Genomic DNA, 25007 nt, shown 5'->3' with positions numbered 1-25007 from the left:
ATGCTCGGCCGCGGCCTTCCCGGTAACGCCCCTCCCGAGCATGGCTCGGCACTACATGGGCACGCCCCGAGCCGAGCATGGCTCGGCACTACAGGTCCTAGCGGGCCAGACCTTCCAATAGCGGCTGGATTCTGGCGGGCTCGCCTTTGACCAGAAGCGGACCTTCCGGCAACTCCAATGGCAGCACTGCAAGCGCCAATGCGCCTGCCACACAGGCGACGGTCCCGATGTTGCTGTCGGCGTGCTGGACCGCGTCGCCAGAATTGGCGAATGAGACACATTCCAATAGCGCCAGCGAGCGCTTGGCCTTGCCCAGGAAGTGGGTACGGGCAACGATTTCCTGGCCCGGATAGCACCCCTTCTTGACGCTGTAGGCGTTCAAGCGATCCAGTCCGAGCTGCTGCGGCGTCCATTGCTCGCGCTGTGCGTCTTCAAGCCGGGGCAGGCCGAAACGAAGGTCGGATTGACGCCATGCCAATTCAGCGCTGTCGTCGATGGCAGCGGCCACATCGCTGATCTGCAGCGTGCGCGGAACCGCTGCGCCACCCACATCCAGCTCGATGATGGCATCGCTCAGCTGTGCCAATTGCGCGCCATGCGCCGAAACGGGCGCTTCCAGCGCAGCATTCACTGCCAGCGCGCTGGCATGGCTGATGACGACCTTGCGGCGGAATACAAAGCGTCGCAACTGCTCGGCCATGGCCTCGGCACCGCCGTCGTGGCAGATCAGCAGCAGGGTCTGTGCGTCCACCCGTACCAGCTGAAAGATAGACAGCACGCGGCCTTTGGCGGTCAGCCAGGCGCTCCATTGCCAATGACCGTCGGCCAGCGAGGGCACGTCATTGGCGAACTGGGCTTGGGCGAAAGCGACCGCATCGGCTCCCGCAAGGCTCACGATCTGAGCCTTGGAGAGCGTGCGGAAACCGGTGAAAGCTGGGGCGAGGTTGTCAGACACGTGACTGAGGACTAAAATTTGTGCGTTGCGAGACCACCAATGATAGGCCAAACAACCCCCACTCCCGAGCCCGAAGCTGAAGCCCCGTTGGTCCCCGAGAAGCAGCCGCTTCCCGAGGTAACCCCGGTGCCTCAGGAAATAGGCGGCCGCGGCGGACTTGATCCGGTGCGGTATGGCGATTGGGAGAAAAACGGGCGCTGCATAGATTTCTGAGCAGCGTTGAGCCAACGCGGCATTGAGCCGCCCAGCCGAGATACGAGTCAGCGAATGGCGAACAGACCCCGCCCCCTCTCTCCGCACCTGCAGGTGTATCGCTGGCAGATCCAGATGGCCACCTCGATCCTGCATCGAGTAACCGGCATCATTCTGACTGTCGGTTCCCTGATCATTGCGGGCGGCTTGTTCGCCCTGATGATGGGGCCTGAGTCCTGGAACTGCTTCACCACCCACGCCAGCGCCTGGTACGGCAAGGTGATCCTGTTCGGTTGGACCTGGTGCTTCGCCTACCACCTGTGCAATGGCATCCGCCATATCGTGCAGGACTTCGCCATCGGCTACGCCAAGGCTACCTTCATCCGCAGCAGCTGGGTGTCGGTGATTGCCTCGCTGGTGCTGACCGCGCTGATCTGGGCTTACGTCTGCATGGGAGCTGCCGCATGAGCAAGTACCGCACCCCGTTGAAGAATGCGCGTGGCCTTGGCAGTGCCAAGTCCGGTACCGAGCACTTCGTCCACCAACGCCTGACCGCAACCGCCCTGGTCGCACTGACCATCTGGTTCCTGTGCCTGGTGCTGAGCCTGATGGGCGCCGATTACGTTACCGCTGTGGAAACCATTGCCAAGCCGTGGAACGCGATCCTGCTGGGTGGCTTCCTGGTCGCCATGTTCTGGCACGCCCAGCTTGGCCTGCAGGTGGTCCTCGAGGACTACATCCACAACTCGCTGATGGCCCTGGCCTTGCAGACCACGGTCAAGTTCGTCGCCGTGCTCGGCGCCATCGTCAGCATCTTTGCGGTTGCCCGCATCGCGTTTGGGAACTGATACATGTCCGCTTACAACATTACTGAACACAAGGTCGACATGGTCGTCGTCGGCGCCGGTGGCGCTGGCCTGCGTGCAACGTTTGGTTTGGCCCAGAAGGGCCTGCAGACGGTCTGCATCACCAAGGTCTTCCCGACCCGCTCGCACACCGTGGCAGCGCAGGGCGGCATTTCCGCCGCGCTCGGCAACATGGGTGAGGACGACTGGCGTTACCACTTCTTCGACACCATCAAGGGTTCGGATTGGCTGGGCGATCAGGACGCCATCGAGTACATGTGCCGTGAGGCGATCCCGGCCATCATCGAGCTGGAGCACTACGGCGTTCCGTTCTCGCGCACCGAAGAAGGCAAGATCTACCAGCGTCCGTTCGGTGGCATGACCACCAAGTACGGTGAAGGCCCGTCGGCGCAGCGTACCTGCGCCGCCGCCGACCGTACCGGCCACGCCATCCTGCACACCCTGTACCAGCAGTCGCTGGCGCACGATGCGCAGTTCATGATCGAGTACTTCGCACTCGACCTGATTTTCGATGACGAAGGCGTCTGCCGCGGCGTGCTCGCCCTGGACATGGCCGAAGGCACCCTGCACCTGTTCCGTTCGCAGGGCGTGGTGCTGGCAACCGGCGGCTACGGCCGTGCCTACTTCAGCGCCACCTCGGCGCATACCTGTACCGGTGACGGCGGTGGCCTCGTGGCCCGTGCCGGCCTGCCGCTGCAGGACATGGAGTTCGTGCAGTTCCACCCGACCGGCATCTATGGCGCCGGCTGCCTGATCACCGAAGGTGTGCGAGGCGAGGGCGGCATCCTGCGCAACAGCAGTGGCGAGCGCTTCATGGAGCGCTACGCACCGCATTACAAGGATCTGGCATCGCGTGACGTGGTGTCGCGTTCGATGACCATCGAAATCCGCGAAGGCCGCGGCGTCGGCGAGCACAAGGATCACATCCTGCTCGACCTGACCCACCTCGGCCCGGGTGTGATCGACGACAAGCTGCCGGGTATCGCCGAAAGCGCGCGCATCTTCGCGGGCGTGGACGTGCACAAGCAGCCGATCCCGGTCATCCCGACCGTGCACTACAACATGGGCGGCATCCCGACCAACTACCACGGTGAAGTGGTCCGCAAGGTCGGCGACAACCCCGATGCAGTGGTGCCGGGCCTGTACGCCATCGGCGAAGCGGCCTGCGTGTCCGTGCACGGTGCAAACCGTCTGGGCTCGAACTCGCTGCTCGACCTGGTGGTGTTCGGTCGCGCCGTGGCCAACCGCTGCGCCGAGACGATCAAGCCGGGCGCTGCGCACAAGACCCTGCCGTCGGACGCCTGCGACAAGGCCCTGGGCCTGCTCGACAAGCTGCGTCACGCCAATGGCGATACGCCGACCTCGGTCATCCGCGACAACATGCAGCGCACCATGCAGAACGATGCAGCGGTGTTCCGTACCAGCAAGACGCTGGAAGAAGGCTGCCAGAAGATGGCGCAGGTGTTCGATTCGTTCCAGGACGTCAAGGTTTCCGACCGTTCGCTGGTCTGGAACTCGGACCTGATCGAAACCTACGAGCTGAACAACCTGCTGCTCAACGCAGTGGCGACCATCAACTCGGCCGAGCAGCGCAAGGAAAGCCGTGGCGCCCACGCGCACGAGGATTACCCGGACCGCGACGACGTCAACTGGCAGAAGCACACGCTGGTCACTGTCGACGACAAGGGCAAGTGCAGCTTCGATTACCGCCCGGTGCACATGTACACGCTCAGCGATGACGTGTCCGTGGTGCCGCCGAAGCCGCGCGTCTACTGATCCGGGGAACTTACGAACATGGCTGAATTTGCACTCCCGAAGAACTCCCGGTTGACCAAGGGCAAGCACTTCCCCGCCAAGGGCGGCGCGAAGAACACGCGTACCTTCAAGATCTACCGCTGGAGCCCCGACGACGACCAGAATCCGCGTACCGACACCTACGAGATCGATCTCGATGCGTGCGGCCCGATGGTTCTGGACGCGCTGATCAAGATCAAGAACGAGATTGATCCGACCCTGACCTTCCGTCGCTCCTGCCGCGAGGGTATCTGCGGTTCGTGCGCGATGAACATCGACGGCACCAACACCCTGGCCTGCACCCGTGCCATTGCCGATTGCGGCAAGGCCGAAGTGCCGATCTACCCGCTGCCGCACATGGACGTGGTCAAGGATCTGGTTCCGGATCTGACCCACTTCTACGCGCAGTACGCCTCGATCAAGCCCTGGATCCGCACCCAGACCCCGGCGCCGGCAGACCGTGAACGCCTGCAGTCGCCGGAAGACCGCAAGAAGCTGGACGGCCTGTACGAGTGCATCCTGTGCGCGTGCTGCTCGACCAGTTGCCCGAGCTACTGGTGGAACGGCGAGCGTTACCTGGGGCCGGCGATCCTGCTGCAGGCCTACCGCTGGATCATCGATTCGCGCGATGAAGACACCGGCGCACGCCTGGACGATCTGGAAGATCCGTTCAAGCTGTACCGCTGCCACACCATCATGAACTGCGCACGTACCTGCCCGAAGGGCTTGAACCCGGCACTGGCAATCGCCGAGATCAAGAAGCTGATGATGGCGCGCCGCGCGTAAAGAGGCGGTGCCGAGGCGCAAGCCGGAGCAGCGCTGCTGCTTTGTAGCTTTCCCTTCTCCCGCCTGCGGGAGAAGGTGCCCCGCAGGGGCGGATGAGGGGAGCTCTTGAAGTTGCCCTTGCTGAACTCCGAGTGGCGCTCTGGAGTTCCTCCAAAAGCGGCCCTCACCCCAACCCCTCTCCCGTAAACGGGAGAGGGGCTCAAGCTTGAAGCCATGCAGACTGAAGACGAAATCCTGTTGAAGAAGCTGCGCTGGCGCTGCCGGCGTGGCATGCGCGAGCTCGATCAGCTGTTCGGCCGCTATCTTGACCGCCGCTGGCTGGATGCACCTGCCGACGAGCGCAAGGTTTTCCTGCAGTTGTTGGAGACCGAAGACGATAAGTTGTGGCGCTGGTCCATGGGCTACGAGGTCTGTCCGGATGCGGCGCAGGCGCAACTTATCAGCTACATCCGCTCCCTTCCGGTGTGAGTGGCGGCCGTCGCGCTGGTTGAGTCGCGCGTTGACGGGCCTGGCGGTACTTGCCGCTGTTTCGATAGTGAACTGCAGATTGGAGCCGGCCCATGCCTGGCCCTTGGCCCTGTGCGTGCTTGGTTGGGGGCTTCTGCAGGCGCGGGCTGAGTGGCGAAGGCCATGCCGAAACCTGCTTATACCGCCATCGCCCGGATCGGCCAGCGTTGATGGAAGGCCCGTGGAGCGGATCCAACTGATCGAGCGCGGCCCCTTGTTGGTGCTGCGCTGGCGGCTGGGCAAGCAGCGCCATCAGCTGCTGTTCTGGCCCGATACGCTGCCCAGGGCGCAGCGACGTGAACTGCGACTGGCCGTAAAGGCGCATGGCGTTTCCCGCCAGCCGCCGGGAATGGCACCATAGCGACCAGTTCACGGGCAGACACGCATGTTCAAACCCTTACCTGTCGCAATCGGATTGCGCTACCTGCGCGCCAAGCGCCGCAATGGCTTCATTTCCTTCATCTCCATGGCCTCCATCCTTGGCATCGCGCTCGGGGTGATGGTGCTGATCACCACCTTGGCGGTGATGAGCGGCTTCCAGAAGGAGATCCGCGACCGCCTGCTGCAGATGTCCGCCCATGCAACGGTCAGCGCCGACGGCGAGCCGATGGCCAATTGGCAGCATGCGGTGGACGTGGCGACCAAGGACCCGCGCGTAGCCGGCGCTGCGCCGTACATCGAGATTCAAGGCATGTTGAGCGGCCTGCGGGTGCAGGGCGCGATCATCCAGGGCGTTGATCCGGCGCAGGAGTCCAAAGTCTCGGTGCTGGCCGAGAAGATGACCAAGGGCAAGCTGGACAGCCTGCAGCCTGGCGAGTTCAACATGGTGGTCGGCAAGGAGCTGGCGATCTGGTTGGGCGTGGATGTCGGCGACAGCGTGGTCGCGACGCTGGCGGAAGTGCAGGGCACGCCGATGGGCGCCATGCCGCGGGTCAAGCGCTTCAAGGTCAGCGGCATCTTCGAGGCCGGCTCCAATGAAGTGGACCGCGGCGTCGCCTTCACCAACATGCAGGACATGGAGCGCGTGCTGCGCATGGACGGCGTCACCGGCGTGCGTCTGAAAATGCACGACATGGACCAGGCCTATACCGTGGCCCGCGATCTGGCAGTCAACCTCAACGGCTATTACCGGGTGAGCGATTGGACGCAGGAGAACGCCAACCTCTACCACTCGCTGCGCATGGAAAAAACGGTGATGGGCATCCTGCTGTCGCTGATCGTGGCGATGGGTGCGTTCAACCTGGTGTCCTCGCAGGTGATGCTGGTCACCGACAAGCAGGCCGATATCGCCATCCTGCGCACCCTTGGCCTGACGCCCGGTGGAGTAATGCAGGTGTTCATGGTGCAGGGCACCTTGATCGGTGTCTTCGGCACCATTGTCGGCGTGATCAGTGGCATCACCTTGACCCTCAATCTGGAGCGCATCCTCGGCCTGATCGAGACCGTCTTCAACATCAAGTTGCTGCCGGAGGATGTGTACTACATCACCGGCCTGCCGACCGACATGCAGACCGGTGACATCGTGGTGATCACCATTGTCGCGCTGCTGATGAGCTTTGCCGCGACCCTTTACCCGGCGTGGCGCGCAGCCCGCACCCAGCCGGCCGAGGCGCTGCGCTATGAATGAGAACGCATTGATGGAATCGGTAATCCGCGCCGAAGGCCTGGGCAAGACCTATGCCGAAGGCAAGATGCACACGCCGGTGTTCGACGGCCTGGATTTGAATGTCGCCGCAGGCGAAACCGTAGCCATTGTCGGTGCCTCGGGCGCAGGCAAGAGCACCTTGCTGCACCTGCTTGGCGGCTTGGATGTTCCGACCGCCGGTGAGGTCTATGTCGCCGGTCAGCGCATGTCGGCCCTGTCCGATGCCGCGCGCGGCAACCTTCGCAATAGTTCGCTGGGCTTCGTCTACCAGTTCCACCACCTGCTGCCGGAGTTCACCGCGCTGGAGAACGTGATGATTCCGGTGATGCTTGGGGGCAGTGATCCGGCTGCAGCGAGCGTTCGCGCCAAGGCTTTGCTGGAATCAGTTGGGCTCGGCCATCGGTTAGGTCACAAACCGGGCGAGTTGTCTGGCGGTGAACGCCAGCGCACCGCGGTTGCGCGTGCCCTGGTCAACCAGCCGGGCTGCGTGCTCGGCGATGAGCCCACCGGCAATCTGGACGACAAGACCGCCGCTACCGTGTTCGATCTGATGTTGGAGTTGAACCGCGTGCACCGCACCAGTTTGGTTCTGGTCACCCATGACCGCAGTTTGGCGCGCAAGCTTGATCGCGTGCTGGAGCTGCGTGAGGGCCGGTTGCACGAGCTGGCAAGCAGCGGGGTTTGATTCAAGCCCGGCAGCATGGCTCCCATGAGCTCGTGGGGCTACGATGCCAGGGTAGGTGCTGAAAGCAGGTTGTTTCCTTCAATGAGGATTGCCGTCATGAAGAAAGTGCTTGTTGCGATGGTGCTGGCCGCCGTTCTCGGCGGTTGTGCGACGACCGGAAAGCTGAGCAGTACCGAACGGCTTGAATTGTATCGGGCCCACGCCGGCGCGCCGGTGAATGGTTTCAAGTATTTCGGTTCGTTGAACGGCTGGACCGAGCTCGGCGACAGTGCTCTGGCGGTCTGGACCAAGCCGGCCGAAGCCTGGCTGTTGAATCTCAGCGGCCCGTGCATGGATCTGTCCTATGCGCCGGCCATTTCCATCACCAACATGATGGGCCGGGTATCTGCACGGTTTGATCGTGTGATCGTCCACGGTGGTGGCCCGATGGCGCACGTGCCATGCCGCATCGAAAGCATCCAACCGCTGGATGTAAAGGCGCTGCGTGCATCCGAGAAAGAGCTGCGCGAAGCCAAGATTTCCGAGCGCGCTGCAGATCAAGGCACCGAGACGGAGTGAAGCACCCTCTGTAGTGCCGAGCCATGCTCGGCAGGGGCTTTACCAGCAATGCTTCACAGCCCAGGCCGAGCCATGCTCGGCAGGGGTTTTAATGCACGGGCCAACCCACGCCGGTAAGGCGTCTGCCGAGCATGGCTCGGCACTACAGGCTTCCGGCCTTATTCCGCTTCTGGCGCGACGTAACCCGCCGGCTTTTCCGCGCCACCAGAGAACAGGAACTTCACCAGCTCCTCCTCAAGGAAGGCGCGGTGCTTGGGGTCGCGTGGCGACAAACGGTTTTCGTTGATCAGCATGGTCTGGTGCGCCAGCCATTTGGCCCAGGCCGGCTTGCCGATGTTGGCGAAGATGCGCTGGCCCAGCTCGCCGGGGTAGGGCACGAAATCCAGACCCTCGGTTTCGCGTTGTTCGTATTGGCAGAAGACGGAGCGGGGCATGCTGTAATCCTGTCGAATCAGTGCGCTGGATGACGTTCCAGCAGTTTGCGGATGGGTGCGGGCAGGCCGAGTGTGGCCAGTTCGTCACGTGCTACCCAGCGTAGATCTGCATTGTCACCGACCTTGGATGTGAGTGCGACCTTGCGCAGGTGCAGCGGCTGTAGATGCAGGCGGTAGTGGCTGAAGGTATGCACGATCAACGGCAACTCATGGGCGTTGTCGTAGTTGCCTTTGATGCTGGCAGCAAACCACTCGCGCAGCGCGCTATCGGTATCGGCCTGCGGCAAGGTCCACAGCGAGGCCCAGATGCCGGTCGGGGGGCGCTTCAACAGCAGGATGCGGCCATCGGAATCTTCCAGCAGCAGGGCAGTTGCTTCGCGCTCAGGCAAGGCTTTGCTGGGTTTCGGTGTGGGCAGTGAATCAACCAGGCCCTGTGCATGTGCGGCACAACTACTCTGCAGCGGACACAGGATGCAGGCCGGCTTTGCCCGGGAACACAGGGTTGCGCCGAAATCCATCTGCGCCTGGGTGTAATCGGCCATGCGCCCGGCCGGCACCTGCGCGACGTGTGCTTCGGCCTGCGCCCAGAGCTGTTTTTCGATAGCCGGCAAGCCGGGGAAGCCAGCGATGCCGTGGTAGCGGGTCAAGACACGTTTGACGTTGCCATCAAGGATCGCAAACGGGTCGTTCCAGGCCTGGCTGAGGATTGCACCGGCGGTGCTGCGGCCGATGCCGGGCAGCGCCAGCAGGGCATCGAAATCACGCGGCAGTTCTCCGCCATGCAGCTCGACGCATTGCTTGGCTGCTGCATGCAGATTGCGGGCACGGGCGTAGTAGCCCAGGCCGGCCCAGTGCGCCATCAAGGTGTCGTTGTCGGTGGCGGCCAGATCGCGCAGCGTCGGAAACGACTGCACGAAACGTTGGAAATAGGGAGTTGCGGTGGCGACCTGAGTCTGCTGCAGCATGATTTCCGACAGCCATACCCGATACGGCGAACGCGGATGCTGCCAGGGCAGGTCGTGGCGGCCGTGCTGGTCGAACCAGGTGAGGAGTTGGCTGGGGAAGTTGGGCATTGGCTCGCGAAGGCTGGCGATTGCGCGTTTCCCTTCTCCCGCTTGCGGGAGCAGGTGCCCCGAAGGGGCGGATGAGGGGAGCTTTTGATTCCGCTCGTAGAGCTTCCCCTCACCCCAACCCCTCTCCCGTAAACGGGAGAGGGGCTAGCAGATCAGTTGCTGCCCAAGGCCTGCGGCAACAGCGCGTCGACGAAGGCTTCGGCATCGAAGACGCGCAGGTCTTCCGGGCGCTCACCGATGCCGGCAAAACGAATCGGAATGCCGAACTCGCGGGCCAGCGCGAACACCACGCCGCCCTTGGCGGTACCGTCCAGCTTGGTCACGACCAGGCCGGTGACACCGGCAGCAGCATGGAACTGGCGCAGCTGCGACAGCGCGTTCTGGCCAGTGGTGCCGTCGATCACCATCAGCACTTCGTGCGGAGCGGTTTCGTCGATCTTGCCGAGCACGCGGCGGATCTTGCTCAGCTCGTTCATCAGCCCGGTCTGGGTATGCAGGCGGCCAGCGGTATCGGCGATCAACACACTGGTGCCGCGCGCCTTGCCCGCTTGCAGTGCGTCGAACGCGACCGAGGCGGCATCGGCGTTCTGGCCTTGAGCGACCACGGCCACGCCATTGCGTTCGCCCCAGATCTGCAACTGGGCGACGGCGGCAGCGCGGAAGGTGTCGCCTGCGGCCAGCATCAGGCTATGACCCTGATCCTTGAAGCGCTTGGCCAGCTTGCCGATGGTGGTGGTCTTGCCGACGCCGTTGACACCGACGGTGAGGATCACAAATGGTTTTGCATTGGTGTCGATGACCAGCGGCTTGGCGACCGGCTGCAACATCGCGATCAGGTCGGCGCGAAGTGCGGCCAACAGCGCGTTGGCATCGGCGAACTCGCGCGACTTCATGCGCTTGCGCAGGTCTTCAACCAGCGCCGTGGTCGCGGGCATGCCGACGTCGGCGGTGATCAGTGCAGTCTCGATCTCGTCGAGCAGGTCGTCGTCGAGCTTGGGGTTGCGCGAGAACAGACCGCCGAAGCTGCGCGCGAAGCTGCTGTTGCGCAGGCGATCACGCCAGCCGAGTTTGCCGGCCGGTGCTGCGGGTTCGGCGTTAGCAGGGATTAGCGCGGCGTCTGAATCGAGAGAGCTTGGAGCGATGACTTCGGCTACGGCCGGGGCGGGAGTCGCTACCGGTGTCGGTGCTGCTACCGAAGGGGCCGGAGCAACAGGATCCGCAGCTACTGGCCCGACTGCCTGCGGAGCGATCTCGACGATTGCGGGGGAGGGTGCTTCGACAGCAGTCGGTGCTACTACGACCTGAGCCGGTGCCGCGACAGCAGCTGCTTCGACTACGACAGCCTGTTCCACAACCGGCGCGGGTGCTGCTGCGACTTCGGTTACTGGTTCTACAGGAGTTGGAATAGCGACAGGTGCTTCGACTGGCACTTGCGCGGTTTCAGTCTGAATGGGTTCTGCCGGCAGCGGCGCTTGCGCCGATGGTGCCTGCGGGAAGGCGGCGGCCAGTTCCTCAACGCTCAGCGTGGACGGCTTTGCGGGCTGTTGGGCGTCGTCGGTCTTTTTGCGGCGAAAGAAGCTGAACATGGAGGAAAAAGGCCTGAAATCAGATGTCTATTCTACCACTGGCGGTCAGGTGGCCGGCGTTACAGGTAGCGCGAGGGCAGTTGATTGAAGCCCCTCTCCCGTTCACGGGAGAGGGGTTGGGGTGAGGGCAGCTTTTGGGGCATTGCCGGTAAGTCGTCTGCCGAGCATGGCTCGGCACTGCAGGGATTGCCGGGAAAGCCTGTGCCGAGCATGGCTCGGCACTGCAGGGATTGCCGGGAAAGCCTGTGCCGAGCATGGCTCGGCACTACAGGGATTGCCGGGAAAGCCTCTGCCGAGCATGGCTCGGCACTACAGGGATTGCCGGGAAAGCCTCTGCCGAGCATGGCTCGGCACTACAGGGATTGTCGGGAAAGCTCCTGCCGAGCATGGCTCGGCACTACACTCAGGCCGACAGTTCCAGTAGCAGCTTGTTCAAGCGGCGCACGTAACCGGCCGGATCCTTCAGGCTGTCACCGGCGGCCAGGGCGGCCTGGTCGAACAGCACGTGGGCCAGGTCGTTGAAGCGATCCATATCGGCTTCCGCATCGAGCTTTTCGATCAGCGGGTGGGCCGGATTGAACTCGAACACCGGCTTGCTGTCCGGCACCTTCTGGCCGCTGGCTTCCAGGATCTGGCGCATCTGCAGGCCCAGGTCCTGCTCGCCAATGGCCAGGATGGCCGGCGAGTCGGTCAGGCGGTGCGAAACGCGTACTTCGGCGACTTCCTCGCCCAAGGCAGTCTTCAGGCGCGCGGCCAGGCCTTCCTTGGTCTTGGCGACTTCTTCCTGTGCCTTCTTGTCTTCCTCGGTCTCAAGCTTGCCCAGGTCCAGGTCGCCGCGGGTGATATCGGCGAAGGATTTGCCGTCGAACTCGGTGAGGTAGCTCATCAGCCACTCATCGATGCGATCGGTCATCAGCAGCACTTCGATGCCCTTCTTGCGGAACACCTCGAGATGCGGGCTGTCCTTGACCTGCTGGAAGCTTTCGCCGGTCAGGTAATAGATCTTGTCCTGGCCTTCGATCATGCGGCCGACGTAATCGGCCAGGGCAACGCTCTGCTCGCCGCTGCCGTCATGGGTGGAGGCGAAGCGCAGCAGGCCGGCGACCTTCTCGCGGTTGCCATAGTCCTCGGCCGGGCCTTCCTTCAGCACCTGGCCGAAGTTCTTCCAGAAGCCTGCGTATTCTTCCGACTTGTCCTTGGCCAGCTTCTCCAGCATGTCCAGCGAACGCTTGGTCAGCGCCGACTTCATCGAGTCGATCACCGGGCCGGACTGCAGGATTTCGCGCGACACGTTCAGCGGCAGGTCGTTGGAATCCACCACGCCCTTGATGAAACGCAGGTACAGCGGCAGGAACTGCTCGGCCTGGTCCATGATGAAAACGCGCTGCACATAGAGCTTCAGGCCCTTGGGCGCGTCGCGGTGGTACAGGTCGTACGGTGCGCGGCCCGGGGTGTACAGCAGCGAGGTGTACTCCAGCTTGCCTTCGACCTTGTTGTGGGTCCAGGCCAGGGGGTCGGTCGGATCGTGCGCGATGTGCTTGTAGAACTCCTTGTATTCCTCGTCCTTGACCTCGGACTTGGCACGGGTCCACAGCGCATTGGCGCGGTTGACGGTTTCCCATTCCGGGGTGGCCGGCTTGTCGGCTTCCTCGCCGTGGTGTTCTTTCTGTAGCTCGATCGGCAGGCCGATATGGTCGGAGTACTTCTTGATCAGGCTGCGCAGCTGCCAGCCGTCGGTATAGCTGTCTTCGCCTTCCTTCAGGTGCAGCACGATGCGGGTGCCGCGCTCGGGCTTGTCGATGGTCTCGACCTCGAACTCGCCTTCGCCCTTGGACGACCAATGCACGCCTTCGCTGGGGGGCAGGCCGGCGCGACGGCTGTAGACGTCGACCTGGTCGGCAACGATGAAGGCCGAATAGAAGCCCACGCCGAACTGGCCGATCAGGTTGGAATCTTTCTTCTGGTCGCCGGACAGGTTCTTCAGGAACTCGGCGGTGCCGGACTTGGCGATGGTGCCGAGGTGGGCGATGGCTTCGTCGCGGCTCAGGCCGATGCCGTTGTCGTCGATGGTCAGGGTGCGCGCGGCCGGGTCGGCCTCGATGCGGATACGCAGTGGCGCGCCGCCTTCGAGCAGCTCGGGCTGGGTCAACGCTTCGAAGCGCAGCTTGTCGGCGGCGTCGGCGGCATTGGACACCAGCTCGCGCAGGAAGATTTCCTTGTTCGAGTACAGCGAATGGATCATCAGGTGCAGCAGCTGCTTCACCTCGGTCTGGAAACCGCGGGTTTCCTTGTGATTCTGCTCGGTCATCGGTCGGGGTGCTCCGTTGCTGATTAGGTCGCGCAGCTGCGCGGTGACTGCAGCATGGGTAAGGGTGAATGGGTCGATTTCAAGGTTGGCGCAGCCAGGGCCGCAGCCGGAGCGGGTGCTGGTCTATCATCTGCAGCACTCAGAGCTGTTGGATCCAGGTTGCCGATGTATTTGATTTGCCGCGTTTTGTCCTTGGTTTTGCCGGTGCGGGGCGGATGAGCCCGGTCCGAGGCAAGGCGCCAGCCGCCAGCGGCCAGGTGCGCATCGTCGGTGGGCGCTGGCGTAACACCCGGTTGCAGGTTCCTGAATTGCCGGGCCTGCGCCCGACCAGCGATCGGGTGCGCGAAACCCTGTTCAACTGGTTGATGCCGAAGCTGCCCGGCGCCCGTGTCCTGGACCTGTTCGCCGGTAGCGGCGCGCTTGGCCTGGAGGCGGTATCGCGTGGCGCGGCCTCGGCACAGCTGGTGGAGCGTGATCCGCAGCTGGTGACGGCCCTGCGAGGTGTGGTCGGGAAGCTGGGGGCGGGGACACAGGTTGAGGTAATTGCCGGTGATGCCCTGCAATGGCTGGGCAGCGCTGCCCCGGCACGGGCCGATGTGGTGTTCCTGGATCCGCCGTTCGCCGCAGGTTTGTGGGAACAGGTGATCGAACGTCTGCCCCGGCATTTGACCGCAGACGCCTGGCTCTACGTGGAAGCGCCGGTAGGCGCGGCGCTGCAGTTGCCGCCGGAATGGCAGCTGCGCCGCGAGGGCAGTACTCGTGAGGTGGCCTATGCCCTCTATCGCCGGGCCGCTGCTACACTTCGCGGCGACATGAACGCGACCGAACCCGCATGACCTCAGCCAATCGCCGCATCGCCGTATACCCGGGCACTTTCGACCCGATCACCAATGGTCATATCGACTTGGTGAACCGTGCCGCGCCGCTGTTCGAGAAGGTGATAGTTGGCGTGGCGCAGAGCCCGTCCAAGGGCCCGACGCTGCCGCTGGAGCTGCGCGTAGCCTTGGCAGTGGAAGCCCTGCAGCACCACGAGAATGTGGAAGTGGTCGGCTTCGACACCTTGCTGGCCCACTTCGTGCGCTCGGTGCACGGCGGGGTGCTGCTGCGCGGCCTGCGCGCGGTGTCCGATTTTGAATACGAATTCCAGATGGCGAGCATGAACCGGCATCTGATTCCGGAGGTGGAGACGCTGTTCCTCACCCCCTCCGAGCAGCACAGCTTCATTTCCTCCTCGCTGGTGCGTGAAATCGCCCGGTTGGGCGGGGATGTCTCCGGCTTCGTGCCGGCAACTGTGCTTGAAGCGTTGCGCAAGGCCCGCGAAGCGCGCGGGCAGTAAATCTTTTCAGTACCACCACTTTTCAACGGGAGAACGATCATGAAGAACACGATGCGCGTGCTGCTTGCCGCCTCGATGGTGCTGGCTGTAACCGCCTGCAAGAAAGAAGAAGCACCGGTAGTCGAAGCGCAGCAGGCGCTGGTCGCCCCGGCCAAGGATGACGACGCAGGTTGGAAGAAGTACCTGCAGGCGGTTGCCGTGCAGAACATGGGCAACATCACCGCCAGCCCGTTCCTGTACTACCTGCCGCCGGAATCGGATCCGGAATTTGCTGCCAAGTACGACCGTCAGGCTGAGAGCGCCACCGGCGCCGTCGGCCGTGGCATCCAGCCGGGCAACATGCTGGCTTTCGGTTCGTCGGCTTCGGCCAAGATGGCCGACCTGATCGAGACCAGCTTCAAGGACGTGCAGGCTGATTCGATGAAGGGTGTGCGCGTGGTGTTCATCGGCGACGCCGCTGACAACGCCCGCGTGCAGACCATCGTCAAGCCGACCGGCGCCGACTACGTCTTCGTCGAAGCCAAGTGACGCACTGGCGCGGGGCCGCGTAGCGACCCCGCCTTTGCCAGTGCGTCATCCCCGCGAAGGCGGGGACCGCTCTGGCTGTGCTGCGGCTCTGGTTTGAGCCAAAGTAAACCTGCCCAATCTGGAGGTTGCCAAGCGGCAGCATCCTCACGGGCGGAACGGTGTGGGGCGGCGGCATTGCCGTCACCCCAGCCCCGGCAAAACCAGTATCCGGTAAGCTTGCTGTCGGCGCTGCCCTTGGCAGGCCATGAACAGCAGGACCGATGAACCGGCAGGCGCCGGTTGCAAGCCCCGCTCTGACGGGAACACCGCAACAATGTCTTTGAAAATCAACGAGCTCTGCGTCAACTGTGACGTCTGTGAGCCGGCCTGTCCCAACCAGGCCATCGCAATGGGCGAGACGATCTATGTGATCGATCCGGCCCGTTGCACCGAATGTGTCGGTCATTTCGATGAACCGCAATGCGTGGTGGTGTGCCCGGTCGAATGCATCGACCCGGACCCCGAGATCGTCGAAACCGAGGATCAGCTGCTGGCCAAACTGGCCGGCCTGCAACGCGATCACCCTGAGTTTTACCAATCGGAGAATCCAACGGCATGAAACTCGTTGCCCGTTCCCTGCTGCTGTTCGCACTGGTGCTGTCACCGGCCGCGTGGGCAGCCGATACCGCACCGGCCCGCGCCGCACACCCCGATGGCGCCGCAATTGCCAGCGGCCATTCGCTGGCGACCCAGGCCGGTATGGAAATCCTCGGCAAGGGCGGCAATGCGTTCGATGCCGCGGTGGCCGTGTCCTCGACGCTGGCCGTGGTCGAGCCGATCAGCTCGGGCCTGGGCGGTGGCGGGTTCTTCCTGCTGCACGACGCCAAGACCGGCAAGGACCTGATGCTGGATGCGCGCGAGACCTCGCCCGAGTCCGCAACGCCGGAGCAGTTCCTGGACAAGAACGGCAACCTGGACCGTGACCGCTCGGTCAATGGCCCGTGGTCGGCCGGCATCCCTGGCCTGCCGGCGGCGCTGGTGAAGCTGGCGCGCGAGCATGGCAAGTTGCCGCTGAGCGAGTCGCTGGCACCGGCAATCCGCGTCGCCACCGATGGTTTCCCGGTATATGCACGCATGGCCCGCGGCTATGCCAGCCGGCGTGAAGTGATGGACCGTTACCCGGGCACCCGCGAGGTCTACCTGCGCAACGGCAAGCCGATCGCCGAGGGCGACATCTTCAAGCAGCCGGAGCTGGCGCATACGCTGCAGTTGCTGGCGGCCAACGGCTTTGATGGCTTCTATCGCGGTGAGACCGGGCGCAAGCTGCTGGCCGGCGTGAAGCAGGCCGGCGGGCGATGGACTGCAGAGGAACTGGCCGGCTACACGGTCAAGACCCGTGAGCCGATCGTGTTCAACTACCGTGGTTGGAAGATCACCACGGCCTCGCCGCCGTCCTCCGGCGGTATCGCGCTGGCCTCGATGCTGCAGATCCTCGAACCCTGGGATCTGAACAAGATGGATCAGGCGCACAGCACCCACCTGGTGGTGGAAGCGATGCGTCGCGCCTATCGCGACCGTACCTTCTTCCTCGGCGATCCCGACTTTGTCGACATCCCGCAGAAGGTGCTGACCAGCCGCGACTATGCGCAGGGCCTGCGTGCAACCATCCACCCGGAAAAGGCCACGCCCAGCGACCTGCTGTCGGGCAACCCGACGCCGCTGGAAGATGATGAGACCACCCATTTCTCGATCATCGACAGCGAAGGCAACCGCGTTGGCGGTACCCAGACGGTGAACCTGCTGTACGGCTCCGGTCTGATCCCGGCCGGCACCGGTGTGCTGCTGAACAACGAGATGGACGACTTCGCGCTGAAGCCGGGTACGCCCAATGCCTTCGGTGTGATGGGTTATGCGGCCAACGCGCCGGCCAAGGGCAAGCGCATGCTCAGCTCGATGACGCCGACCTTCATGGAAAACGACGACAAGGTCGTCGTGATCGGCACGCCGGGTGGCAGCCGCATCATCACCATGGTCCTGCTCGGCATCCTCGGCTATGACGCAGGCCTGGACGCGCAGCAGGTAGCCGCCTTGCCGCGCTATCACCACCAGTGGCTGCCGGATGAAATTTCGGCTGAGACCGGTGCGTTCTCGCCGGAAGTGGCCAAGCAGCTGCAGGCGATGGGCCACAAGGTCGAACTGCCGGGCGACTCGGCCGAAGGTGGCCGTGGCTCCAGCCACGTCTGGGGCAACCTGCAGACGGTGGAGTGGGACCGACGCAGCAATGTACTCAGTGGCGGCAGCGATCCACGTAACCCGGTAGGCAGTGCCGAGGTCCGCAAGTCGGGTAAGGCCGACTGAGGTAAACAGGAAACCCCGCTTAGGCGGGGTTTTTGTTTAGCCGCGGGAAGGGCGTCGGCTTTTGATCTTTGCCGTCATTCCCGCGAAGGCGGGAATCGCTCCTGCTCTGGTTTTTTGCAGCTGTCATTCCCGCGAAGGCGGGAATCGCTCCTGCTCCAGTTTTTGTACTTGCTTCTCCGCCTGGGGGAGCGGGGGAAGTGAATAAGCAAAGAGCGAAGAGCAAGAGCGATTCCCGCCTGCGCGAGAATGACGGCATGAGAGCAAGGGCAGGGCCAAACCCAAGCCCAAACCCAAACCCAAACCCAAGCCCAAACCCAAACCCAAACCCAAACCCAAACCCAAACCCAAACCCAAACCCAAACTACGGCTCCTCGGCGACTCATCACCCCAGACATCAAGCAACACTGCGTTCCCTATCCATGCCGTTCCCCGTCAATTATTCGGCACCAGATCCTTGCGAATATTTAACGCGCAGCGGGTAGAATTTTTCATATGAAACTATGGTCGATTCGCGGTAACTCGCAAAAACTCGATGGCGGCGCAATGTTCGGCAATGCGCCGAAGGCGTTGTGGGAGCGCTGGGCGCAGGCCGATGACGCCAATCGTATCGAGCTGGCATGCCGGGCACTGTTGGCCAGTCCGCTGGGTGGCAAGACGGTGTTGTTCGAAACCGGCATCGGTGCTTTCTTCGAGCCCAAGCTGCGCGAGCGCTATGGTGTGCAGGAGCCGCGTCATGTGTTGATCGACTCACTGCGTGAAGCAGGCTTCGAGCATGAAGACATCGACGTGGTCGTGCTCAGTCATCTGCATTTCGATCACGCAGGCGGTTTGCTGGCACCGTGGTCGGAAGGTCGTGAGCCGGAGCTGTTGTTCCCCAATGCGACCTTCGTGATTGGTGCTGAGCACTGGGAACGGGCCAAACATCCGCACCCGCGTGATAGGGCCAGCTTCATTCCCGAGTTGACTGGATTGCTGGAAGCCAGTGGGCGCCTGGAAATCGTCAGCGGTGCCTATTCGAAAGCATTGGGCGAGTCGGTGCGTTTCAGCTTCAGCGATGGCCATACACCAGGCTTGATGCTGGCCGAGATCGTCGGCCCCGAGCGGGTCAACGGCCAGCCGCGCGGCGGCGTGGTGTTCTGCGCTGATCTGATCCCCGGGCGCTCCTGGGTGCACGTGCCGATCACCATGGGCTACGACCGCAATGCCGAGTTGCTGATCGACGAAAAGCGCGCCTTCCTGGAAGACAAGCTGGCGCGCAATGTGCACCTGTTCTTCACCCACGATCCGCACTGCGCGATGGCGCAGGTGGTGCGTGATGAGAAGGGGCGCTTTGGCACCACCCATGAGGTGGGTGAGTTGAAGGCGCGTTCGCTAGCTGCCTGAACTGACCAACGGCAGGGAAAAAACTGACTTCCGGCACTGATTGCGGAAGCCTTCAAAACCGACATTGGTCCCATCATCCAGATCCGGGGCAATGTTTTGAAACTTCCTTCTCTTCTGCGACGCGCCGGGCTTGCTGTGCTCCTGTTGCTGGGGCCGGCTGCCAGTGTGTTGGCGGCGCCTGCCCAGGTACTGCCATTGCGTATCAGTGCCGAGCGCTCCACCACGTTGGCAATATGGGAGCCTGCTCAGGTACGTGGCGTCGTGTTGTTTTCCACCGGGCACGGGGCCTGGCCGGAGCGCTACGAGCGCCTGCTGCAGTCATGGGCCGATGCCGGATTCGTGGTATTGGCTCCGTTGCATGTGGACTCGATGAAGTATCCGCAGCGTGAGCGGTTCTCGCTGCAGCAGGGTTTGAGCGAGCGTTTCGCCGACATGCGCGCCGTCAGCGTCTACGCGGCGGAGCATTGGCCGGGAGTGCCTGTCGCTGCCGCCGGTCACAGCTTGGGCACACTGGTTTCGGCGACGCTTGGTGGCGCGCTGAGCAGCCTGGGGCCGCTGCGAGATCCATCGGTGGTGGCGGTAGTCGGCTTCTCGTCGCCGGGGCGGATTCCGGGCCTGATCAATGAGCAGTCATATGCCTCGTTGGCAGTGCCGTTGTTGCTGGTCACCGGCGACAAGGACCTGGTGCCGGGCTTTGTCAGTGATCCTGTCGATCATCTCTATCCCGTCGAGACTGCACCTGCCGGCAACAAGACCAGCGTGGTGCTTGCCGGTGGCGACCACAACCTGATCGGCGGGGAGCCGGAGCCGCTGTTCGAGCGGGCGCGCGAGCTAGGCACCGCTTTCCTGCGTGCCGAACTGCTCAAGGATGAGCAGGCGCGGACCCTGCTGGCAGCACCCGCTGCTGCAGATGAGCGCTGGTTACGGCGTTGATGGGGAGCACTCGGCCAAGCCGGCTGCACGGGGCATCCTGATCTGTGTGAGCTGCTTTCAGTGCACTGGTCGTGCAGCAGGGTCGCGCTTGCTGGCGTAGCCGATTCCGCCATGCCGTCTCGCATGGCGGGGATCACCGTCAATGAATTGCAAAGGTGATCGTATAGGCTGCCTGCGTACCGCGGCGGGCGGCTGCACGCACTTGGTAGACCTGCACGGTATAGATTCCCGATGCAGCTAATGTGCCGTTCCACGCCTGCCCGGTGTTGCCACTGCCGAGGGCGATGGCAACACCGGGAACATCACCGGGGGCATAAATGTTGAAGCCGACGTTGCTGTTGCCGGTCAGACTGACCTGCATGGTTTGGCTGGCTTTGGCATCCAGCGTGTAGTTGACGCTGTCATAGCCAAGCAGGCTATGGCTGGTGCTGAAACTGTGCGTGTTCTTGGCGAACTGCACCGGCGTCGTGGTGACCTTGTCGGCGGCAGCGGCAATCTGCGTGCCGAGTGCAAACCCTGTGGCCAGAACCAGAATGATGATGTGTTTCATCGTATTCACCGTCTGCGTGGGGAGGGGCGGCGGCAACCGTCTGGCTGCCGCGACGCTCAACCGATCCGGGTGCCGAAGATGCGATCACCGGCATCGCCCAGGCCCGGCATGATGTAGCCCTTCTCGTTCAGGCGTTCGTCGATGGCGGCGGTATAGACCTCCACGTCCGGATGCACGGCTTCCAACGCCTTCAGGCCCTCCGGTGCGGCGACCAGGAAGATGCCCTTGATGCGGCGTGCGCCGGCCCGCTTGAGCATGTCGATGGTGGCAATCAAGGTGCCACCGGTGGCCAGCATCGGGTCCAGGATCAGTGCGTCGCGTTCTTCCAGGCGACCGGTCAGTCGCTCGAAGTAGGGCACCGGCTGCAGGGTTTCCTCGTCACGCTGCAGGCCGACAACGCTGACGCGCGCGGCCGGAATAAGCGACAGCACGCCGCTCAGCATGCCAAGGCCGGCGCGAAGGATAGGTACCACGGTGATCTTGGCGCCGGCAATCCGTTGGACCTGCACCGGGCCGGCCCAGCCCGCTTGGGTGTGGCTTTCGGTTTCAAGATTGGCGGTGGCCTCGTAGGCCAGCAAGGTGCCAAGTTCGTTGACGACCTCGCGGAAATCCTTGGTGCTCATGGATGCATCGCGGAGTAGGCCGATCTTGTGCTGGACCAACGGGTGGCGGACTTCGACGATTTTCATGGCGGTGTGATGACAGGGAAGAGCGGATAGTTTGCCGCAGTCCTGCTGTACCCAGCCAGTAACGGACTGAAATATTGCAGCCGCGCGTCTGTAACAGTCATGCAATTGAACGGACATACCGTGCACACCCATCCTTTACACAGATTGGGGGCGGTAGTGCGCAAGAGCGTCTTGGTGGTGGCGGTGACGACCGCGGTGGCCTGCATGGCTGTCGCGCCTGCATATGCACAACAGGCCACGGCCGATGGCACGACCACGCTCGCCAGCGGTGCGGCAGCTGCCATCGACCTGGAGCGCATCGAGGTACGAGCACAGCGCGAGGCGCAGATCCGCGCCGTCGAGCTCAAGCGCGACGCCAATGGCGTGCAGGATGCGGTTGCCTCCGACGCGATGGGTGACTACCCGGACATGAATGTCGCCGAGTCGCTGCAGCGGCTGCCCGGCGTCAGCGTTACCCGCGATCAGGGCGAGGGTCGCTTCGTGGTGATCCGTGGCCTGGATGCGGCCTTGAACAGCGTCAGCATCGACGGTATCGCCATCGGCACACCGGAGGACTCCTCACGCGCAGCACCACTGGACGTGATTCCGTCCGAGTCCACCGAGCGCCTGCGGGTGATCAAGTCGGCCACGCCGGATATGCCGGGTGATGCCATTGGTGGCGCGGTGGTGGTGGAATCGGCTTCCGCTTTCGATCGTGATGGCCGCTCCCTGAAGGGCAAGCTGGAGGGCAGCCACCAGGAGCTGTCGGGTGAGACCAGCCCGAAGGCCGCCTTCAATTACAGCGAAGTGTTTGCGGAAACCTTCGGTGTTGCGCTGGGTGTGAACTACCAGAAGCGTACGTTTGAATCTGACAACACCGAAGTGGAGTACGGCAAGTTCGATGGTGGTGCTGAGGATGATCTGGTTGCGGTCGAGGTGCAGCGCCGCAAGTACACCATCGAGCGCGAACGCACTGGTGCAAACTTGAACTTTGATTGGCGTCCGGATGACGACAATCGCTACTACCTGCGCACCTTGTACAGCCAGTTCGACGATGCCGAAACGCGGCAGCGCACGATCTTTGGCTTTGGTGATGCGGGCTCGATCACCGCCCTGGGCGGCGGTCGCTATCAGGTGGACGATCTGCCGGCTGATGCCATCAGCAAGCGCATGCGCTACCGCACCAAGGAAGAGAACACCTTTGCGGTCAGCCTCGGAGGTGAAAACCGCCTGAGCGGCGCGGTGCTGGATTACAAGTTGGGCTATACCAAGACCCGCGAGCGGGTGAATGATGAAATGGAAGCGCGCTTTGACTATGACGGTGGCGATATGTCGGCCACGCTCAACCAGAACAGCGGCATCCCTGGCATCAGCCTGAGTGACAGTGGCTGGATGGACAACGGCAACTATGTGTTCGATCGCGTGGTGCTCTCGCCCAAGCAGATCGACGACAGCGAACGCAGCGCGCAGCTCAACATCCGCTTCGACGGCGACAAGGCCAGCTACAAGTTCGGCGTGCTGGGCCGTTGGCGCGAGCGTGATGTCAATGTGGATGAGGTGGAATTGAAAAACGGTCCGGCGGTCGATCTGTCCAGCTGGAACGGCAAGACACTGGATCATCGCGGTGGCAGCCTCGGCCAGGGCATGAGCTCGGCGGCGATGCGCGCCTGGTGGGCGGCCAACGGCAGCAAGTACAGCGCCAAGTCCGGCGACGTTGCCGGCAACAAGATGACCTCGCTGGAAGAGGACTACGTCGCCAGTGAAGACATCCTCTCGGCCTATGCGATGGGCACCTGGGACATCGGTGCGCTGCGCGTGATCGGTGGTGTCCGTGTCGAGAACACCCAGTTCAATGCAACGGGCAACGACGTGGATATCGCCAGCGACGGCAAGACCGTCGTCGTGACACCGCGTATCGCCAACAACAGCTATACGAGCGTGCTGCCGGGCCTGCATCTGCGCTATGACACCAACAATGATTGGGTGTTGCGCGGTTCGGTCAACAAGACGGTGGCGCGCCCGTCGTTCGGTGACGTCTCGCCGCGTTTGGCCGTGAACCGCGACGACAAGGAAGCGCGTATCGGCAATCCGAACCTGGACCCGTACGAATCCACCAATCTGGATTTTTCGTTCGAGCGCTACCTGGGCGACAGCGGCATCATCTCGCTGGGCCTGTTCCACAAGTCCATCGATGGCTACATCGTGCAGGTCGAGAGCAAGATCGATCCCGAGTACCCGGGTTTCGACGTGACCCGCTCGATCAATGGTGACAAGGCCAAGGTGTTCGGCGCCGAGTTCAACTGGCAGCAGCAGCTGAGCTTCCTGCCGGGCGCATGGGCTGGCCTGCTGGTCGGTGCCAGCGGCACCTGGCTGGATACCGACTTCGATCCGGGCATCGCCGACCGCGAGGGCGAGGACTTCAACCTGCCGCGTGCGTCCAAGAACATCTACAGCGCGCATATCGGCTATGAGTGGGGTGGTCTCAGTACTCGTCTGGCTGGCGTCTATCGCAGTGAGTACCTGGACACCATCGGCGACAGCCGTGCATTTGATATCTATGTCGCGCCGCATACCCAGCTCGACTTCAGCTTCGACTACAAACTGAGCAAGAACGTGAGTCTGTATCTGGAAGCCTCCAATCTGCTGGATGAGCCGCTGGAGTTGTATCAGGGCATATCTTCGCGCACCCTGCAGAACGAGGAATACGGCCGCACCTACGCGATCGGCGTGAAGGTGGCACTGTGAGGGCCGCGCTGCTCGCTACCGCCGTTGCCTTGGTGCTGAGTGCCTGCCAGCCGGTGCCGAAGTCCAGCACGCCGCCTACTGCGGCCGATCTTGCCGAGGGCGCGACCGCTGCCCCGTCCACCTTGGTAGCCGAGGCGTTCCTGACGCCAATGACGCCGGCTGACAACATCGATTCGCCGGCCAGCTGGCGCGGTGCCGATGGCCGGCTGTGGCTGATCGCCACCGCCAAGGCCACCGACAAGCTGGTGGTCTACGACGGCCAGACCGGCAGGCATCTGCGTGACGTCGGCAGCACTGGCACCGCGTTGGGTCAGTTCGACCGTCCCAATGGCATTGCCGTGCAGGACGACCTGGTGTTCATCGTTGAACGCGACAACCACCGGGTGCAGGTGCTGCAGCTGCCGGATTTCAAGCCGTTGGGCGTGTTTGCGGGCAATGATCTGCGCAAGCCCTATGGCCTGTGGGTGAACCCGGTGCAGGGCGGTTATGACCTGTACGTCACCGACTCCTACGACGATGGCGAGGATGCGGCGGGTAACGACATCCTGCCGGCGCTGGAGCGTTTGAACGAACGCGTGCGTCGCTATCACGTGACCGTTGATGGCGGTGCGGTGCAGGCCAGGCTGGTGCGCAGCATCGGCGACAGCTCGCCGAAGGGCGCGCTACGTGTGGTCGAGTCGATCTGGGGCGATCCGGCCAACGACCGTCTGTTGATCGCCGAAGAAGACGAAACCTATGCCAGTGAGTTCAAGGTCTACAACCTTGCCGGTGACTTCAGTGGCGAGACCTTTGGTCGCGGCCAGTTCAAGGCGCAGGCCGAAGGCGTGATGCTGCGTACCTGTGGCGATGGCGGCTGGTGGATCACCACCGAGCAGGGCAAGGAGCGCAGTACCTTCCACCTGTTCGATCGCAAGACGCTGGCACCGGTGGGCTCGTTCCACGGTAATACCGTGGCCAATACCGACGGTATCTGGAACAGCCAGCAGGTCTCGGCACGCTTCCCGCAGGGTGCGCTGTACGCGGTGCACGACGATCAAGGTGTGGTGGCCTTCGATTGGCGTGACATCGCCAAGGCGCTGTCGTTGCCGCAGGACTGTGGCAAGTGAGGGGGCATGGCTCTTTGAGGCGGCGACTGCCG

General features: G+C 63.1%; 26 protein-coding genes. 19 read left to right on the top strand and 7 right to left on the bottom strand.

What is annotated here, in order from left to right:
• Window positions 1-97 precede the first annotated feature (97 nt).
• The gene (ygfZ, locus tag ACVOLS_RS11410) at window positions 98-955 is read right to left on the bottom strand and encodes a CAF17-like 4Fe-4S cluster assembly/insertion protein YgfZ (RefSeq protein WP_481545702.1); all 858 of its coding nucleotides are present in this window, start codon (window positions 953-955) and stop codon (window positions 98-100) included.
• Window positions 956-994: 39 nt separating this feature from the next.
• Here ygfZ and ACVOLS_RS11405 point away from each other — a divergent pair, with 39 nt between their 5' ends.
• From ACVOLS_RS11405 to ACVOLS_RS11360, 10 genes are all read left to right on the top strand, one after another.
• Window positions 995-1168 carry a DUF1674 domain-containing protein gene (locus ACVOLS_RS11405; protein WP_481545701.1) on the top strand — a complete coding sequence of 58 codons (174 nt, stop codon included), beginning with the start codon at window positions 995-997 and terminating at the stop codon, window positions 1166-1168.
• Between the two features lie 54 nt (window positions 1169-1222).
• A complete protein-coding gene (gene sdhC, locus ACVOLS_RS11400; RefSeq protein WP_282268784.1) occupies window positions 1223-1615 on the top strand; it encodes a succinate dehydrogenase, cytochrome b556 subunit in 393 nt (130 codons plus the stop codon).
• Entirely contained in the window at window positions 1612-1995 is a 384-nt protein-coding gene (sdhD, locus tag ACVOLS_RS11395; protein ID WP_282268787.1) for a succinate dehydrogenase, hydrophobic membrane anchor protein, read from the top strand. Before sdhC ends, sdhD begins: the two co-directional genes overlap by 4 nt.
• Before the next feature lie 3 nt (window positions 1996-1998).
• Window positions 1999-3789, top strand: a complete 1791-nt coding sequence (gene sdhA / locus ACVOLS_RS11390) for a succinate dehydrogenase flavoprotein subunit (RefSeq protein ID WP_481545700.1) — start codon at window positions 1999-2001, stop codon at window positions 3787-3789.
• Window positions 3790-3807: 18 nt separating this feature from the next.
• On the top strand, window positions 3808-4593 hold the full coding sequence (locus ACVOLS_RS11385) for a succinate dehydrogenase iron-sulfur subunit (RefSeq protein WP_481517949.1): 786 nt from the start codon (window positions 3808-3810) through the stop codon (window positions 4591-4593).
• 213 nt (window positions 4594-4806) lie between these two features.
• Complete coding sequence (locus ACVOLS_RS11380; protein ID WP_481545699.1) at window positions 4807-5061, top strand: FAD assembly factor SdhE; 255 nt, start codon at window positions 4807-4809, stop codon at window positions 5059-5061.
• A gap of 220 nt (window positions 5062-5281) precedes the next feature.
• Window positions 5282-5461, top strand: a complete 180-nt coding sequence (locus tag ACVOLS_RS11375) for a hypothetical protein (RefSeq protein ID WP_481545698.1) — start codon at window positions 5282-5284, stop codon at window positions 5459-5461.
• A 24-nt stretch (window positions 5462-5485) separates the two neighbouring features.
• Window positions 5486-6727 (top strand): lipoprotein-releasing ABC transporter permease subunit, encoded by a 1242-nt coding sequence (locus ACVOLS_RS11370; protein ID WP_481545697.1) that lies wholly within the window; start codon window positions 5486-5488, stop codon window positions 6725-6727.
• Complete coding sequence (lolD, locus tag ACVOLS_RS11365; protein ID WP_481545696.1) at window positions 6720-7430, top strand: lipoprotein-releasing ABC transporter ATP-binding protein LolD; 711 nt, start codon at window positions 6720-6722, stop codon at window positions 7428-7430. The genes ACVOLS_RS11370 and lolD overlap by 8 nt, the downstream gene beginning before the upstream one ends.
• A gap of 96 nt (window positions 7431-7526) precedes the next feature.
• Complete coding sequence (locus tag ACVOLS_RS11360) at window positions 7527-7988, top strand: DUF6491 family protein (RefSeq protein ID WP_481545695.1); 462 nt, start codon at window positions 7527-7529, stop codon at window positions 7986-7988.
• Window positions 7989-8146: 158 nt separating this feature from the next.
• On the opposite strand, the gene ACVOLS_RS11355 is transcribed toward ACVOLS_RS11360, so the two are convergent.
• The 4 genes from ACVOLS_RS11355 to htpG all read right to left on the bottom strand — a co-directional run bounded on the left by ACVOLS_RS11355 (window position 8147) and on the right by htpG (window position 13389).
• A complete protein-coding gene (locus tag ACVOLS_RS11355; protein ID WP_481545694.1) occupies window positions 8147-8422 on the bottom strand; it encodes an oxidative damage protection protein in 276 nt (91 codons plus the stop codon).
• Window positions 8423-8439: 17 nt separating this feature from the next.
• Window positions 8440-9495 carry an A/G-specific adenine glycosylase gene (mutY, locus tag ACVOLS_RS11350; protein ID WP_481545693.1) on the bottom strand — a complete coding sequence of 352 codons (1056 nt, stop codon included), beginning with the start codon at window positions 9493-9495 and terminating at the stop codon, window positions 8440-8442.
• A gap of 152 nt (window positions 9496-9647) precedes the next feature.
• Entirely contained in the window at window positions 9648-11081 is a 1434-nt protein-coding gene (gene ftsY, locus ACVOLS_RS11345; RefSeq protein ID WP_481545692.1) for a signal recognition particle-docking protein FtsY, read from the bottom strand.
• A 403-nt stretch (window positions 11082-11484) separates the two neighbouring features.
• Window positions 11485-13389, bottom strand: a complete 1905-nt coding sequence (htpG, locus tag ACVOLS_RS11340) for a molecular chaperone HtpG (protein ID WP_481545691.1) — start codon at window positions 13387-13389, stop codon at window positions 11485-11487.
• 215 nt (window positions 13390-13604) lie between these two features.
• Here htpG and rsmD point away from each other — a divergent pair, with 215 nt between their 5' ends.
• The 7 genes from rsmD (at window position 13605) to ACVOLS_RS11305 (ending at window position 19906) form a co-directional block, all read left to right on the top strand.
• Window positions 13605-14225, top strand: a complete 621-nt coding sequence (rsmD, locus tag ACVOLS_RS11335; RefSeq protein ID WP_481545690.1) for a 16S rRNA (guanine(966)-N(2))-methyltransferase RsmD — start codon at window positions 13605-13607, stop codon at window positions 14223-14225.
• On the top strand, window positions 14222-14725 hold the full coding sequence (gene coaD / locus ACVOLS_RS11330; RefSeq protein WP_303746714.1) for a pantetheine-phosphate adenylyltransferase: 504 nt from the start codon (window positions 14222-14224) through the stop codon (window positions 14723-14725). Before rsmD ends, coaD begins: the two co-directional genes overlap by 4 nt.
• 39 nt (window positions 14726-14764) lie before the next feature.
• The gene (locus ACVOLS_RS11325) at window positions 14765-15253 is read left to right on the top strand and encodes a hypothetical protein (RefSeq protein ID WP_481513534.1); all 489 of its coding nucleotides are present in this window, start codon (window positions 14765-14767) and stop codon (window positions 15251-15253) included.
• 313 nt (window positions 15254-15566) lie between these two features.
• On the top strand, window positions 15567-15851 hold the full coding sequence (locus ACVOLS_RS11320) for a YfhL family 4Fe-4S dicluster ferredoxin (protein ID WP_481510864.1): 285 nt from the start codon (window positions 15567-15569) through the stop codon (window positions 15849-15851).
• The gene (gene ggt, locus ACVOLS_RS11315) at window positions 15848-17590 is read left to right on the top strand and encodes a gamma-glutamyltransferase (RefSeq protein WP_481545689.1); all 1743 of its coding nucleotides are present in this window, start codon (window positions 15848-15850) and stop codon (window positions 17588-17590) included. Before ACVOLS_RS11320 ends, ggt begins: the two co-directional genes overlap by 4 nt.
• Before the next feature lie 492 nt (window positions 17591-18082).
• Window positions 18083-18973 (top strand): MBL fold metallo-hydrolase, encoded by an 891-nt coding sequence (locus ACVOLS_RS11310; protein WP_481545688.1) that lies wholly within the window; start codon window positions 18083-18085, stop codon window positions 18971-18973.
• 135 nt (window positions 18974-19108) lie between these two features.
• The gene (locus ACVOLS_RS11305; RefSeq protein ID WP_481545687.1) at window positions 19109-19906 is read left to right on the top strand and encodes an alpha/beta hydrolase family protein; all 798 of its coding nucleotides are present in this window, start codon (window positions 19109-19111) and stop codon (window positions 19904-19906) included.
• A gap of 139 nt (window positions 19907-20045) precedes the next feature.
• Here ACVOLS_RS11305 and ACVOLS_RS11300 read toward each other — a convergent pair whose 3' ends face one another.
• Together ACVOLS_RS11300 and upp are read right to left on the bottom strand one after the other, a co-directional pair.
• A complete protein-coding gene (locus tag ACVOLS_RS11300; RefSeq protein WP_481545686.1) occupies window positions 20046-20456 on the bottom strand; it encodes a g-type lysozyme inhibitor in 411 nt (136 codons plus the stop codon).
• Window positions 20457-20512: 56 nt separating this feature from the next.
• Window positions 20513-21145, bottom strand: coding sequence for a uracil phosphoribosyltransferase (upp, locus tag ACVOLS_RS11295; RefSeq protein WP_481545685.1), 633 nt, complete (start codon window positions 21143-21145; stop codon window positions 20513-20515).
• Window positions 21146-21349: 204 nt separating this feature from the next.
• On the opposite strand from upp, the gene ACVOLS_RS11290 reads away from it, so the two are divergent.
• Window positions 21350-23869 (top strand): TonB-dependent receptor, encoded by a 2520-nt coding sequence (locus ACVOLS_RS11290; protein WP_481545706.1) that lies wholly within the window; start codon window positions 21350-21352, stop codon window positions 23867-23869.
• Window positions 23866-24975 carry a phytase gene (locus ACVOLS_RS11285; RefSeq protein WP_481545684.1) on the top strand — a complete coding sequence of 370 codons (1110 nt, stop codon included), beginning with the start codon at window positions 23866-23868 and terminating at the stop codon, window positions 24973-24975. The genes ACVOLS_RS11290 and ACVOLS_RS11285 overlap by 4 nt, the downstream gene beginning before the upstream one ends.
• Window positions 24976-25007 lie beyond the last annotated feature (32 nt).

This window comes from Stenotrophomonas sp. STEN038, from assembly GCF_056759895.1.
The sequence above is the reverse complement of the archived record's forward strand: the minus strand, read 5'-3'. Positions and strand labels throughout refer to the sequence as shown.